The 13,158-nt window shown below is 63.9% G+C and carries 13 protein-coding genes and 1 pseudogene; 5 read left to right on the forward strand and 9 right to left on the reverse strand.

Translation table 11 applies throughout. The features are described from left to right. Window positions 1–114, reverse strand: a pseudogene (locus RYH74_RS26625) (outer membrane assembly protein); the annotation flags it as partial. Between the two features lie 196 nt (window positions 115–310). Between RYH74_RS26625 and RYH74_RS25950 the strand changes: the two are divergent. Together RYH74_RS25950 and RYH74_RS25955 are read left to right on the forward strand one after the other, a co-directional pair. Beyond that, window positions 311–1,003: a response regulator transcription factor gene (locus RYH74_RS25950; protein ID WP_075045281.1), complete on the forward strand. Its 693-nt coding sequence runs from the start codon at window positions 311–313 to the stop codon at window positions 1,001–1,003. Next, the gene (locus tag RYH74_RS25955) at window positions 1,000–2,262 is read left to right on the forward strand and encodes an ATP-binding protein (RefSeq protein ID WP_317410567.1); all 1,263 of its coding nucleotides are present in this window, start codon (window positions 1,000–1,002) and stop codon (window positions 2,260–2,262) included. The genes RYH74_RS25950 and RYH74_RS25955 overlap by 4 nt, the downstream gene beginning before the upstream one ends. A 191-nt stretch (window positions 2,263–2,453) precedes the next feature. Here RYH74_RS25955 and RYH74_RS25960 read toward each other — a convergent pair whose 3' ends face one another. Then, entirely contained in the window at window positions 2,454–2,921 is a 468-nt protein-coding gene (locus tag RYH74_RS25960; protein ID WP_025339219.1) for an Lrp/AsnC family transcriptional regulator, read from the reverse strand. A gap of 166 nt (window positions 2,922–3,087) precedes the next feature. Here RYH74_RS25960 and RYH74_RS25965 point away from each other — a divergent pair, with 166 nt between their 5' ends. After that, complete coding sequence (locus RYH74_RS25965) at window positions 3,088–4,338, forward strand: Zn-dependent hydrolase (RefSeq protein ID WP_075045280.1); 1,251 nt, start codon at window positions 3,088–3,090, stop codon at window positions 4,336–4,338. 79 nt (window positions 4,339–4,417) lie between these two features. Continuing rightward, a complete protein-coding gene (locus RYH74_RS25970) occupies window positions 4,418–5,632 on the forward strand; it encodes a diaminopropionate ammonia-lyase (protein WP_075045279.1) in 1,215 nt (404 codons plus the stop codon). Between the two features lie 149 nt (window positions 5,633–5,781). Here the strand turns inward: RYH74_RS25970 and RYH74_RS25975 are convergent, their stop codons facing one another. The 7 genes from RYH74_RS25975 to RYH74_RS26005 all read right to left on the reverse strand — a co-directional run bounded on the left by RYH74_RS25975 (window position 5,782) and on the right by RYH74_RS26005 (window position 12,887). Continuing rightward, window positions 5,782–6,966 (reverse strand): MFS transporter, encoded by a 1,185-nt coding sequence (locus RYH74_RS25975; RefSeq protein ID WP_025339214.1) that lies wholly within the window; start codon window positions 6,964–6,966, stop codon window positions 5,782–5,784. 224 nt (window positions 6,967–7,190) lie between these two features. Further along, window positions 7,191–7,661, reverse strand: a complete 471-nt coding sequence (locus RYH74_RS25980) for an Lrp/AsnC family transcriptional regulator (RefSeq protein ID WP_075045277.1) — start codon at window positions 7,659–7,661, stop codon at window positions 7,191–7,193. 20 nt (window positions 7,662–7,681) lie between these two features. Next, entirely contained in the window at window positions 7,682–8,977 is a 1,296-nt protein-coding gene (locus RYH74_RS25985; protein WP_317410570.1) for an FAD-binding oxidoreductase, read from the reverse strand. Window positions 8,978–9,074: 97 nt separating this feature from the next. Beyond that, a complete protein-coding gene (locus RYH74_RS25990; RefSeq protein ID WP_075045275.1) occupies window positions 9,075–9,914 on the reverse strand; it encodes an ABC transporter substrate-binding protein in 840 nt (279 codons plus the stop codon). 61 nt (window positions 9,915–9,975) lie between these two features. Further along, window positions 9,976–10,740, reverse strand: coding sequence for an amino acid ABC transporter ATP-binding protein (locus RYH74_RS25995; RefSeq protein ID WP_085619546.1), 765 nt, complete (start codon window positions 10,738–10,740; stop codon window positions 9,976–9,978). Between the two features lie 15 nt (window positions 10,741–10,755). After that, complete coding sequence (locus RYH74_RS26000; RefSeq protein WP_084785188.1) at window positions 10,756–11,721, reverse strand: amino acid ABC transporter permease; 966 nt, start codon at window positions 11,719–11,721, stop codon at window positions 10,756–10,758. A gap of 284 nt (window positions 11,722–12,005) precedes the next feature. Beyond that, entirely contained in the window at window positions 12,006–12,887 is an 882-nt protein-coding gene (locus RYH74_RS26005) for a LysR family transcriptional regulator (protein WP_025339213.1), read from the reverse strand. 170 nt (window positions 12,888–13,057) lie between these two features. Here RYH74_RS26005 and RYH74_RS26010 point away from each other — a divergent pair. Further along, a partial coding sequence (locus RYH74_RS26010; protein WP_155273766.1) for a thiamine pyrophosphate-binding protein occupies window positions 13,058–13,158 on the forward strand: 101 nt, incomplete at its 3' end.

Raw genomic sequence — 13,158 nt, forward strand, 5'->3', positions numbered from 1 at the left:
GGCGGAAACCCGCTGCAGGCCGTTGACGCGGATGTCGGCGATCCTGAAGGGGGAAGCCTGGGCCAGCGTGGCGTTCAGCAGCAGGACGGAGAGCAACAGGCGCGGGTAGTTCATCGAGGGTTCCAGACAAGCGGATTCGGAGGGAGCAAGCGCGGGCAACCCGCATGCAGCGGGCGATGAGGATACGGGCGGGCTGTGTTCGGCGCGGTTAGCCGAGGGTAAAGATGTGTAAAGTCCGACCGGCCGGCGGTGACAGTGCCAGCCGCCGGGGCGATCATTGCAACCCCTGCAATCACGATTCCTGGCCCCGATGATCCCTGTGCTGCTGGTCGACGACGACCGCGAACTCACCGAAATGCTCTCTTTGTACCTGGCCCGCGAAGGGTTCCAGGCCACCGCCGTCGGCACTGGCGAGGAGGGCGAAGCTCAGGCATTGACCGGCAACTATCAGGTGGTGGTGCTGGACGTGATGCTGCCGGGCATTTCGGGCATCGAAGTGCTGCGGCGTGTGCGCGCGCGCAGCCAGGTACCGGTGCTGTTGCTGACTGCCCGTGGCGACAACATCGACCGTATCGCCGGCCTGGAGCTGGGTGCCGATGACTATGTGCCCAAGCCCAGCTCCCCCGGTGAACTGGTGGCGCGCCTGCGGGCGATCCTGCGCCGTGTTCAGCCGCAACTGATGGGCGAAGGCATGGTGCCCGAACAGGTGCGCAGCGGTGCCCTGAAGATGTGGCCTGGCCGACGCGAGGCGCACTGGGGCGCTGCCATCCTCGAGCTGACCGGCTCCGAGTTCAGCCTGCTCGAAGCGTTGGCCCGCCAGGCCGGCCAGCTGGTCAGCAAGCAGGACCTGTCGCTCAATGCCCTGGGCCGGCCGCTGACCCGTTACGACCGGCGCATCGACGTGCACATCAGCAGCATCCGGCAAAAGCTCGGGCCGCGCGCCGATGGCAGCAGCTGGATCCAGAGCGTGCGCGGCATGGGCTACATGCTGATCGTCGAATGATGCGCCGGCGCCTGTTCTGGAAGCTGTTCCTGGCCTTCTGGCTGGCCAACACCCTGACCTTCCTGGTGGGCGCGGGCGCCTTCATGCTCAATGACCTGCGTGGTGATACCCCGGCGCTGCGCTCGCTGCTGGCCACCGAACTGCAGCTGTTGCAACGTTACGGCGAGCAGGCTGGCCGACAGTTGCTCGAGGTCTCGCCGCAGCCGCCGGATGTGCAGGTGGGCCTTTACGATAGCCAGGGCCGGTTGCTGGCCGGCAGGGCGGTGCCAGTGGCCCGGTTCGAGCAGGCGCTGAGCGACCGCGACGGCCGCCCGCTGGTGCTGCGCGCTTCGGTGGCCACGACCATTGGCGAGCCACCACGCCCGCGCAGCATGGGCCCGCTGTTTACCGGCACGCTGATGAGCGCGCTGTTCGCCTTCCTGTGCAGCCTGTACCTGACCCGCCCGCTGGCCTGGCTGCGCGAAGCCATGGGCCAGGTCGCCCAGGGGCGTTTTGAGGTGCGGGTCAAACCCAGGCTGGGCAAACGCCGTGACGAAATCGTCGAACTGGCCGAAGACTGCGACCGCATGGCCGGCCAGCTCAAGGCGTTGGTGCAGGCGCAGCAGAACCTGCTGCACGATATTTCCCACGAACTGCGCTCGCCTCTGACCCGCATGCATGCCGCCATCGGCCTGATGCGCCAGCAACCGGACCGGCTCGACATGCTTGAACGGGTGGAGCGCGAGTCGCGGCGCATGGACGACCTGATCGAGCAACTGCTGACCCTTGCTCGCGCCCAGTCCCGGCAGGGCGACGACTTCGCCACCCTCGATGTGGTCGAACTGCTGGCGCAGATCGTCGAAGACGCCCGCTTCGAGGCTGGCATGAAGCAGTGCCAGGTTTCCTTGCAGGCCCAGGGCACGTTTATCACTCACGGGCATGAAGAACTGCTGTACCGGGCGTTCGAGAACATCATCCGTAATGCCGTGCGCTACACCGCAGCAGGTACCGAGGTGTTGGTCGAGGCCGCGCTGGCGCCGGGCGGGCAATGGTTGCAGGTCAGCGTCAGCGACCATGGCCCGGGGGTCGAGCCGGCGCGCCTGCAGCGCATCTTCGAGCCATTCGACCGCGGCACCGACAGTAACGGTGACGGCTTTGGCCTGGGCCTGGCGATTGCCCAGCGGGCCGTTGCCTTGCACGGCGGCAGCATCACCGCATTGGCCGCCGCGAGTGGCGGGTTGCGGGTGCGCATCGAGCTGCCGCAGGCAAACCCTGGCTGAGCAAGGCCGCTCTCATGGAACTGCTCATTGAATTAGCAGGGACCCTGTGGGAGCGGCTTTAGCCGCGAACACCGGCGCAGCCGGTGCCATGCACCGCGTTGGATTCTTCGCGGCTAAAGCCGCTCCCACAGGTACAGCGTTGCTCTCGAGGTTGTCGCTGTACCTGTGGGATCGCAATCGCAATAAAGGCTTCAAGGCGTGAGGGTCGGCACGAACATGCCCGTCTTCACATTGCTCATAGACACCAGCGTCTTGAAGCGCTTGACGTTGTTGTTCTCGAAGAACAGTTCGCGCGTCAGCTGGGTGTACTGCTCCATGTGCCGCACCAGCATGATCAGCACGAAATCGCACTCTCCGGCCACGTAGTAGCACTGCTGCACCTGCGGGCAGGCGAGGAAGGTGCGTTTCATCTCGTCCAGCAGGTCCAGCCGCTCGTTCTCCACTTCAACCTCGGTGATCACCGTCAGCGTGTACCCAAGCTGCTCCGGGTTCACCTGTGCCACCGTGCCACGGATCACGCCGTCGGCCGCCAGCTTCTTCAACCGCCGATTGACCGCTGCCGAGGACAGGTTGACCTGCGCACCGAGGTCCAGCTGTGAAGTACCAGCGTCGCGCTGCACGGCATCGAGCAGGGCCAGGTCGAAGTGATCGAGGGGCATGAAGGGGCCTCTGTAGGTAAACAGCGGTAAACGCCGGGAATGCGTAATAAAAGTGCGTGCGAAGGCCAAAAATCAAGCTTTTCGTACATGGTGAGCGAATAGAATTCTCCCATGAACAAAAACGGCGGTGTAGAGCCAAGGCTTTGCACCCAGGGAGAAACGGTTGATGAATGCGAGTACCCCACTGCAACTGAACGGCGCTTTGCTGCTGCAGCAGATCCGTGCACTCGGCCAGGTAGGCGCTGACGCCACCCACGGCGGGCGCACCCGGATTGCCCTGAGCGATGCCGAAAAGGCCGGGCGCGACCTGCTGGTCGGCTGGATGCGCGAACTTGACCTCGACGTGCAGGTCGACCGCATCGGCAACATTTTCGGTACTTTGCGCGCTGCCGCCGACAGCGGTGAGCAACGCCCACTGATGATGGGTTCGCACATCGATACCGTCACCAACGCCGGGGCCCTGGATGGCTGCTATGGCGTGCTGGCCGGGTTGGCGGTGATTCGGGCCTACCGTGATGCCGGGCGCTTGCCTGAGCGTTCGATCACGGTCGGCGCATTCACCAATGAAGAGGGTGTGCGCTACCAGCCCGACATGATGGGCTCACTGGTATATGCCGGCGGCCTGCCCTTGCAGCAGGCGCTGGACACCCTTGGCACCGACGGTACGCGGCTTGGCGATGAACTGGCGCGCATCGGCTATGCCGGCACGCTGGAGCCTGGCGCCATCGTGCCGCATGAATACCTCGAACTGCATATCGAGCAGGGGCCGATCCTCGAAGCCGAAGACACCCTGATTGGCGTGGTCGAGAACCTGCAGGGCATTTCCTGGCAGCAAGTAGAGGTGAAAGGGCACGCCAACCATGCCGGCACCACGCCGACCCACCTGCGTCATGACGCAGGCTTCGTCGCCAGTGCCATCGTTGCCGAGTTGCGCGCCATGGCCGTGGATTCCGGCACGACCCTGGCCACGGTGGGCTGCATGCAGTTCGAGCCGAACGTGATCAACGTCATCCCGCGCAAGGCCACCTTCACCGTCGACCTGCGCGACCCCGACGAAACTTGCCTGGCTTACGCCGAAAACCGCCTGAGCCAATACCTGGAGGCGCTCGCCGAGCGTGAAGGGGTGACCATTACCACCGAGCGCCTGGTGCGTTTCGAACCGGTGATCTTCGACGCAGGCCTGGCCGATGCCATAGAAGCCTCGGCGCAGCGTTTCGGCTTCAGCCACCGGCGCATGACCTCCGGTGCTGGCCACGACGCGCAAATGATCGCCCGCATTGCCCCCGCCGCGATGATCTTCGTGCCCAGCCAGGGCGGCATCAGCCACAACCCGCGCGAGCATACCGACGACGAGCAACTGATCCAGGGCGCCCAGGTACTGCTGGATGTGGTCAGCCGTCGCCTGACCCACCCCTGATACCCACTGTAATGCCCCGCCCGCTGAAGCCTGGTTTCAGCGGCATGGGCTTCCTGTTGCCTGCAGAAAGGAGTACCGCATGTTTGTTTCCAACCCCAAGGCTGGCCGCCGGCCTTACCCGCAAGCGTTGCAAGAGGTGATGAGCATTGCCAGGGCTGAAGAAAGCCGCCAGTGGCTGGCCCGCTGGGCGCGCTTGAACGCTGGCGCTACGCCGCTGTACACCCTGCCTGACCTGGCTGCCGAGCTGGGTGTTGCCCAGGTGTCGGTGAAGGATGAATCGGTGCGCTCGGAACTGGGCAGCTTCAAGGCCCTGGGCGCGCCGATTGCCCTGGTCAGGCTGATCCGGCGTACCTTCCCCGCGCAGCAGTTCGACCCGCGTGGCTTGCTGGAAGGCCAGTACGCCGACCTGCTGGCGCAGTTCACCGTGGTCAGCGCCACCGATGGCAACCATGGCAAGGGCCTGGCGGCCGCCGCGCAAAGTATCGGCTGCCGCTGCGTGATCGTGCTGCATGCCAACGTCAGCATCGAGCGCGAACAGGCGATTGCGGCCTATGGCGCACAGATCGTGCGCATTGCCGGTAATTACGACGCGTCGGTCGAGCATGCTGCGGAGCTGGCGACCAGCAACGGCTGGACCGTGGTTTCCGATACCTCCTATGAAGGCTACGAAGTGATCCCGCGTGACGTGATGCAGGGCTACGGCACCATCGCTGCGGAAATCATCGAAGCCACTGCCGGGAAACCGCCGTTCACCCACGTGTTCCTGCAGGGCGGGGTGGGCGGCCTGGCGGCCGGCATCGTCAGCTACCTGTGGGAGCACTACGGCGCACAGCGCCCGCTGTTGGTCATGGTCGAACCGGAGCAGGCGGACTGCCTGTACCAGAGCGCCTTGCTCGGCAAGCCGGCCAGGGCGACCGGCTCGGTGGACTCGGTAATGGCAGGCCTGGCGTGCGGCGAGACATCGCCGCTGGCCTGGCGCTTCCTGGAGCCGAGCGTCGATTACTTCATGACCATCAGCGATGGCCAAGCTGTCGCCGCCATGCGCCGTCTGGCTGCTGGCAGCGCTCGCGACATTCCGCTGGTGGCTGGTGAGTCCGGCGTCGCCGGCCTGGCCGGGCTTGCCCACCTGGTAACGGATGCTGGCGCAGCTGCCGACCTGGGTATCGACGGCAACGCCCGCATCCTCTTCATCAGTACCGAAGGCGCCACCGCCCCCGGCGTATATGCCGACCTGCTGGGCGAGACAGCCAGCTCGGTACTGGCCCGCCAGCAAGCCTGGCGCGTTGAAGTTTGATTCGGGGGCCGCATTGCGGCCCTTTCGCGACGCAAGGCCGCTCCCACAAAGATGGCAGCGTCCTAGAGGGCAATGCAGAACCTGTGGGAGCGGCCTTGTGTCGCGATAGGGCTGCGCAGCAGCCCCAAAGTACAGAACCGCATTCGGTCCTAGTGCCCGCCCTTCATCCGCCGTGCCACCAGGTAGATCCCCAGCCCGACCAGCGCCGTCGCCGCGCCGATGTACCCGGTGCTGGTCCAGCCCATGCCTGCGGTAATCGCCATGCCGCCCAGCCACGGCCCCAGCGCATTGGCCAGGTTGAAAGCCGCATGGTTGGACGCCGCCGCCAGGCTTGGCGCTTCATGGGCAATGTCCATCAGGCGGATCTGCAACGGCGCCGCCAGGGCAATCATGGTGCCGACCAGGCCAATGCCCAGCAGCAGGCTCCACAGCGCCTGGGCGGCAAAGCTGAAGAACAGCAGCACGGCAATCGACCACACCAGCACCAGCCCGACGGCGCGGAACTGCAGGCGGTCGAACAGCTTGCCTCCGGCGATGTTGCCGACAATGCCACCGACGCCGAACGCCGCCAGGCCGAACGGAATCCACTGCGGCGACACCTGGGTCACCTGCAACATGGTCGGCGCCAGGTAGCTGAATACACAGAACATGCCGGCAAAGCCGATCGAGGCGATGCCCAGCGCCATCCACACCTGCGGCAGGGTGAAGGCTTGCAGTTCCTTGCGCGGGTCGCTGCGCACTTCATCGTGGCGCTGGGGCACGAAGCGCCAGACCAGGGCGATGGTGCACAGGGCGATCGCGCCGACCAGCACGAACGCCGAGCGCCAGCCGAAGTACTGGCCCAGCAAGGTGGCAACCGGGTTGCCGAGCAACATGGCCAGGGTCAGGCCCATCATCACCCGGGCCACGGCCCCCGCCCGCTGGTCCTTGGCCACCATGCTCGACGCCACCACCGCCGCGATGCCGAAGTAGGCGCCATGGGGCAGGCCGCTGATGAAGCGGAAGGCGACCAGGCCACCGAACGAGGGGGCGAAGGCGGTAGCCAGGTTGCCAAGGGCATACAGCGCCATCAACAACAGCAGCATGTGCTTGCGCAACAGCCGGGCACCGATGATCGCCAGTGTCGGGGCGCCGACCATCACCCCCAGCGCATAGGCGCTGATGGCATGGCCCACCTGGGGCTCGCTCAATTGCAGGTTGCTGGCGATATCGGGCATCAGGCCCATGATGGCGAACTCGCCGGTGCCAATGGCAAAGCTGCCCAGCGCCATGGCGGCTTCCATCTTCGCGACGGTAGTTTTGCTAGGGAGAGGGGGTAATTCCTGAACTGACATCTGGATCCTTGTTGAAACATGCTGAAACGTTCAAGGCGGGATCATAGTCAATCCGTGACGGTGACGTCGAGGAAGCTGGCCGGCTTCCTGGACCTGCGGCATGAACAGCACCTGTGGGAGCGGGCATGCCCGCGAAGAATCCAGCGCGGAGGATGGCACCGGCTGCGCCGGTGTTCGCGGGCACGCCCGCTCCCACAAGGCTCTGCACAAGCCTGGGAGGGGGATTACAACGTCAGCTTCTTGCTGAACTTGGTCTCCATGACAATGTGCGACGCCGTATGGGTCACACCCTTGATCATGTTTATACGGGTCAGTTCGGCATTCAGTTCGCCCAAGGTATGGGTGGTCAGGTGGATGATGAAATCCATTTCGCCCGATACCGCGTACACCGCCTGCACCGACTCCATCTTGCGCAAGGTGGTCATCACATCGGTGTAGCTCTTGTTGCTGCAGGAGGTCATGGTGAAGCAGTTGATCACCTGCTGCAGTTTGTCCTGGTCGATGCGCACGCTGTAGCCGGTGATCACGCCGGCATTCTCCAGGCGGTTGATGCGCTCCTGCACCGCCGAGCGCGACACACCCAGCTTGCGTGCCAGCGAGGCGGTGGGCTCACGGGCGTTGGCCTGCAGCAGCGCCAGCAGTTGGCGGTCCTTTTCGGTAAGTTTGAACAGCGCGCCGGGGGGGAGGGGGTCCATGACGATTCCTGGTTGTCGTTCTAGTTGTTGTACTGCGAGCGCGCTTCCTGGAACCGGTCCATAAGTTTCAGCCCGGCATACACCGCTTGTGCCGCAGCAGGCCCAAACGGTCCGCCGTTCCATTCCAGGCCATAGGCATCGAACAGGCGATAACGGTCGGTTTCGCCGCACACCGCCTCGGCGACTACCCTGGCGCCCACGGGTGCGGTGTTCATACCATGGCCCCCAAATGAAGTACAGGCCCACAACCCCGGGCCCAGAGGGCCGATGTGCGGCATCTTGTGGCGGGCGTAGCCCATCAGCCCGGACCAGGCCTTGGCGATTTTCAAACCCTGCAGCTGCGGATAAACGTTGAGGATGTCACGGGTCAGCAACTGCCCGAGGCGTTGTTCGTCCTGCAGATTGCGGGTGGTGATATGGCCACCCCACAGCAGGCGATCACCTTCGACGATGCGGTAGTAATCCGAGGCGCGGCGGTTGTCGCCGACGGCATCCGTGGTACGTACCACGTCATTCAGGCGTTCACCCAGGTGTTCGGTGAGTACCACGTAGGTGGCGATCGGCAGGAAAGCTCGGCGCAGCCGGCCGAACTCGGCGCCGCCGTAACCGCCGCAGCAGTACACCACATCGGCACAGGTGACCGCGCCGTGGGCAGTGGTTACGCGGTGGCGCCCGGCCACGCGTGCTACCCGCAGCATGGGCGATTGCTCGTGGACACAGCCGCCGGCAAGCTCGACCAGCTCGGCCAGGCCCAGGCAGTAGTTCAGCGGGTGGAAATGAAAACCATGGCTGTCGCGCAGCCCCTGGTAGTAGCGGTCGGTGTTCAGGCGGCTGCGTAGCGTCGGGGTATCCAGGTATTCCATCTCGAAACCGAAGTCACGGGCCATGCGGTCGCGGGTGCGCTGCAGGTTGTCGGCGTCGTCGTAGCGCACCACGCTGAGTTTGCCGGTGGTCGCGGCACAGCCTGGCAGCTGGTGGCGGGCGATGGTGTCGCGGACGATATCGACGCCCTCCAGTGACAGCCGGAACAATGCCGCTGCTGTCGGCTTGCCGCAGCGCCGCTCGATGGCCGACAGCCCTTCGGACCAGCCCTGCAGCACGAAGCCGCCATTGCGCCCTGAGGCCCCCCAGGCCACTCGCGCGGCTTCCAGCAATACCACCGAGCGCCCGCGCGACAGCAGTTCCAAGGCTACGCTCAGGCCCGCCAGGCCGCCGCCGATGACGCATACATCGGCCCGGGTTTCGCCGGCCAAAGCCGGGCGCTGTGAGGCCGGGCGCATGGTTCCGGTGTAGTAGTTGTTGCTGTAGCTGGACATCGGCTGGGTCATCCTTTTACTGAGCGTTGCATGTTCTACGGGCACGCGGGGGCCGCACGCCCTTCAGCTGAGGGGCGCTGGCCTGTGGGTGATGGGGTTATTGCACTTGCGTGAGGTCGGCGCCGTACCACTTCTCGGACAGCTGCTTCAGCGTACCGTCGGCCTTCATGCTTTCGACGGCCTTGGCCAGTTCGGCATTGAAGGCGTCGTCGCCCTTGTCGGTGGCGATGGCCAGCGGTTCGTAGTAGGCGGGCTTGCCCTGCACCGGGGCAATCGGGTAACCGGCCTTGATCGCGCCCATGATGGTCGGCAGCGGCGACAGTGCGGCATCCAGGCGGGTGCCGTTGCCCATGCGCAGGTCATCCAGCGGGCCCATGCTGTCGCCGTAGGTCTGCACATCACCAGGCTCCACGGTGTAGCTGAATGCAGGTACGTCCGCCGCGTCGATCTTCAGCCGGCGGTTGATGTAGTCCTCGGAGGTAGTGCCGGCCTCGACGCCGATGGTCTTGCCATTGAGGTCGGCAGCGCTGGCGCCGGCGGCATCCTTGTGCACTGCGAACATGTAGGGGGTGTAGTAGTAGATGGCCGGGAAGTCGAGTACGCGGCCACGCTCGGTGGTAGGCGTCATCGAACCGACCGACAGGTCCCAGCGGCTCGCCCAGCGCCCGGCAGTGATGATGCCGTACTCCGGGGTGACAAACGCTACCGTGGTGCCCATGCGCTTGCCGATTTCGTTGGCAACATCGATGTCGAAGCCCTTGAGGGTGTTGTCCTCGCCGAGGAACGACTGCGGTGGCCAGTTGGCGGCTGTGGCCACTTTCATGACCTTGCTCTGGTGGATGCGATCCAGGGTGGCGCCCGCCCAGGCGGCGCCGGTCATCAGGGCCAGGCTGCCGGCGACGGCAGTGAGGGCAAACAAGCGTGCAAGTGGGTTCATTCGGTAAGTCTCCGGGTATGCAATTGTTGTTGTGGTGTTGGCACAGCGGTAGACACAGGCCTCAGTGGCTGAGAATCTGCGAAAGGAACTCCCTGGCGCGGGCATGGCGCGGGTTGTCGAAGAAGTCGTTGGGCCGGGCCTGCTCGATGACCTGGCCTTGGTCCATGAAGATGATGCGGTCGGCGACCCGGCGGGCGAAGCCCATTTCGTGGGTGACACAGAGCATGGTGATGCCATCCTGGGCCAGCTCGCCCATCACATCGAGCACTTCCTTGACCATTTCCGGGTCCAGTGCCGAAGTGGGTTCGTCGAACAGCATGATCCGCGGCTTCATGCACAGCGCGCGGGCAATGGCTACCCGCTGTTGCTGGCCGCCGGAAAGCTGGCCGGGGAACTTGTCGGCTTGGCTGGCGATGCGCACCCGCTCCAGGTACTCCAGGGCCAGGGCGCGGGCCTGGGCCTCGTTGAGCCTGCTGACCAGGCGCGGACCGAGCATCAGGTTTTCCAGCACGGTCAGGTGCGGGAACAGGTTGAACTGCTGGAACACCATGCCGACCTGGCGACGAATGGCGGCCACGCTTGCGGCATCACGGTCAAGCGGGTTGCCGGCAATCAGCACCTGGCCTTTCTGGAAGTCCTCCAGCAGGTTCAGGCAGCGAATCAGTGTGGACTTGCCTGAGCCTGACGGACCGCAGACCACCACGATCTCGCCGCTGGCGATTTCCAGGTCGATACCCTTGAGTACATGAAAGTCGCCGTACCATTTCTGCAGACCGCGGATCGATACGGCGGCCTGGGCGGCAGCTGGGGTGACTACTTGGTTCATCGTGATGCTCCTCGATCAGCGGTGGGCGCGGTCGAAACGTTTTTCCAGGCGCGACTGCACGGCTTCGAGCAGGATCGACAGCACCCAGTACAGGACGGCGGCGGTAATCAGCATTTCCAGGTGGCGGAACTCTGCGCGGCCCTGTGTGCGAGCCAGGAACATCAACTCCCACACGCCGATCACCGACACCAGCGAGCTGTCCTTGAGCATGGAAATGAACTGGTTGCCGGTGGGCGGGATGATCAGTCGCATCGACTGCGGCAGGATCACCCGGGTCATTGCCTGGAAGGGGGTCAGGCCAATTGCTCGCGAGGCTTCCCACTGCCCGCGCGGGATGCTGCTGATGCCGGCGCGGAAGATTTCCGTCATGTAGGCGCCATAGCACAGCGACAGGGCCAGGATGCCCGCCGGCACTGCACCGACCACGTAGCCGAGTTGGGGGATGCCGAGATAGATCAGGTAGATCTGGATCAGCAGCGGTACACCGCGGAAGAACGAGGTATAGAAACTGGCGATGGCGATGGCGAAGCCGTTGGACGACAAGCGTGCAGTCGCACCCATCAGGGCCAGGACGAAAGCGATGGCGATCGAGATCGTGGACACGTAGACGGTGGTAAACACCCCTTGGGTGATCATGAAGCCGACCTTGCTGGCGATGAAACTGTAAGACAGGTCGAAAGTGTCGAAGAACAGCAGGAAAAGCAGCAACAGTTCGAACCAGACGGTGATTACCTGGGCCCGTAGCGCAAAGCGGCCGAGGATGAACAGATTCAGCACCAGGGTGACGGCCAAGGTGCCGGCCACGGCGATGTTGCGCATTAGCGGTGCCTGCAGGTCGAGCACGATCGGGCCCATCAGCCGGGCCAGGCTACCGTCGCCCACACCGTAGAAAAGGGCGAGTGCAAAGATCACGGCGGTGGTCAGGGCCATGAACGCAGGGTTGTCGGTCGCACGCGGTTTGACGATATGGTCTCTGTACATGGGGTCGTGCCTCACGGAGCTGGGCTCGTTTGTTGTTGTGAGGCCATTGTAGGGAGGCGAAGCGCAGGCAAGAACCTGACGGATTGCAACGATTGACAGGTTTGTAATGGCATTTGACGGGTGCATTGCCTGACATTTGCTGCCTGGCCCCGTCAAATCGTTTGCCACCGGATGCGCCGGTATTCGCGGCTAAAGCCGCTCCCACAGGGATCAGTGCAGGCTTGCGGTATGCACAACTCCTGTGGAAGCGGCTTTAGCCGCGAAGAGGCCGGAACAGGCTGGTATCAACGTTCCAGGTAATGGGTTTGCGCGGCAAAATCGATGAAGCGCTTGCTGGCCAGCGACAGGTATTCCCCCGACCGCCAGCACAAGCGGAAGCTCATCTGCTGCGCTGGCTGGAACGGTACGCCGACGATGCCCGGCGTGCGTTGTTGCACCGAGCGCAGCAGGGTCGCCACGCCCATGTTGTCCAGCGCGGCCTGTACCACCAGCGATACGAAGTTGCTCTGCAGCGCTACCTGGTACGTGATGCCATGTTCGGCGAAGAACGCATCCAGCAGGTGGCGCTGCACGAAGGTGCGGTCGAATACCACCATGTCGGTATTGCGCAGGTCCTCGGCCGTGAGGAAGGCCTTGCCGGCATAGGGATGGTCAGGGTGCATGCACGCCAGCATCTCGTCGCTGCCCAGCAGGATCGATTCCTTGTCGGGCGGCACGCGCCTGGACTCCAGCAGCGCCAGGTCGATTTCCCGTTGTTCCAGGCGATGGCCAATGTCCTCGGCACTGCCTTCGAACACGGTCATGGCAATGCCCGGGTACAGCTGGCGGAAGGCGTTCATCAAGCCGGGCACATAGTGCAGGCCGAACATCGGCGGGATACCCAGGCGCACTTCGCCGCGCTTCAGGTCGGCCATGTCGCGCAGTTCTTGCCGGGCCACATCCATTTCGCGCAGGGCCGATTCGATACGTGGCAGGAAGCGTTCGCCCTCGGCTGTCAGGATGACTTTGCGCGTGGTGCGGTTGAACAGGGTGACGCCCAGTTCTTCTTCCAGGCGGGTAACAGCCATGCTCAGTGCCGGCTGGGCAATATGCAGGTGCTGCGCGGCTTTGGTGAAGCTGCCTTGGCGCACGATCTCGACGCAGCAGCGCAATGCCTTTAGGTTCATTGAGGGGGTTTACCGTTCATAACAAACTGTGATGCCAAGCATCATAACAATATATTTATTATTATTAACCAGAGGGCCTACGATGCGCGCCACTGAGACATCCTGCAACATCTCAGTCACGCAGCTTAATAAATCTGCAATCCCACAAAGATTTTGAGGTAGTACCCCAAATGGCCAAGGCCGCCGATGTCGTTGTGCAATGCCTGGAAAACGAAGGTGTCGAGTATGTATTCGGCATTCCTGGTGAGGAAAACCTCGACCTGCTCGAATC

The sequence above is a fragment of the Pseudomonas sp. LSJ-87 genome, assembly GCF_032971465.1.
Lineage (GTDB): Bacteria > Pseudomonadota > Gammaproteobacteria > Pseudomonadales > Pseudomonadaceae > Aquipseudomonas > Aquipseudomonas putida_Z.

What these genes read in the sequence shown, in the direction of transcription:
- RYH74_RS25950 (WP_075045281.1), top strand. Translation starts at nt 311, where the DNA reads ATGATCCCTGTGCTGCTGGTCGACGACGACCGCGAACTCACCGAAATG.
- RYH74_RS25955 (WP_317410567.1), top strand. Translation starts at nt 1,000, where the DNA reads ATGATGCGCCGGCGCCTGTTCTGGAAGCTGTTCCTGGCCTTCTGGCTG.
- RYH74_RS25960 (WP_025339219.1), bottom strand. Translation starts at nt 2,921, where the DNA reads ATGCCCCTCGATCACTTCGACCTGGCCCTGCTCGATGCCGTGCAGCGC.
- RYH74_RS25965 (WP_075045280.1), top strand. Translation starts at nt 3,088, where the DNA reads ATGAATGCGAGTACCCCACTGCAACTGAACGGCGCTTTGCTGCTGCAG.
- RYH74_RS25970 (WP_075045279.1), top strand. Translation starts at nt 4,418, where the DNA reads ATGTTTGTTTCCAACCCCAAGGCTGGCCGCCGGCCTTACCCGCAAGCG.
- RYH74_RS25975 (WP_025339214.1), bottom strand. Translation starts at nt 6,966, where the DNA reads ATGTCAGTTCAGGAATTACCCCCTCTCCCTAGCAAAACTACCGTCGCG.
- RYH74_RS25980 (WP_075045277.1), bottom strand. Translation starts at nt 7,661, where the DNA reads ATGGACCCCCTCCCCCCCGGCGCGCTGTTCAAACTTACCGAAAAGGAC.
- RYH74_RS25985 (WP_317410570.1), bottom strand. Translation starts at nt 8,977, where the DNA reads ATGTCCAGCTACAGCAACAACTACTACACCGGAACCATGCGCCCGGCC.
- RYH74_RS25990 (WP_075045275.1), bottom strand. Translation starts at nt 9,914, where the DNA reads ATGAACCCACTTGCACGCTTGTTTGCCCTCACTGCCGTCGCCGGCAGC.
- RYH74_RS25995 (WP_085619546.1), bottom strand. Translation starts at nt 10,740, where the DNA reads ATGAACCAAGTAGTCACCCCAGCTGCCGCCCAGGCCGCCGTATCGATC.
- RYH74_RS26000 (WP_084785188.1), bottom strand. Translation starts at nt 11,721, where the DNA reads ATGTACAGAGACCATATCGTCAAACCGCGTGCGACCGACAACCCTGCG.
- RYH74_RS26005 (WP_025339213.1), bottom strand. Translation starts at nt 12,887, where the DNA reads ATGAACCTAAAGGCATTGCGCTGCTGCGTCGAGATCGTGCGCCAAGGC.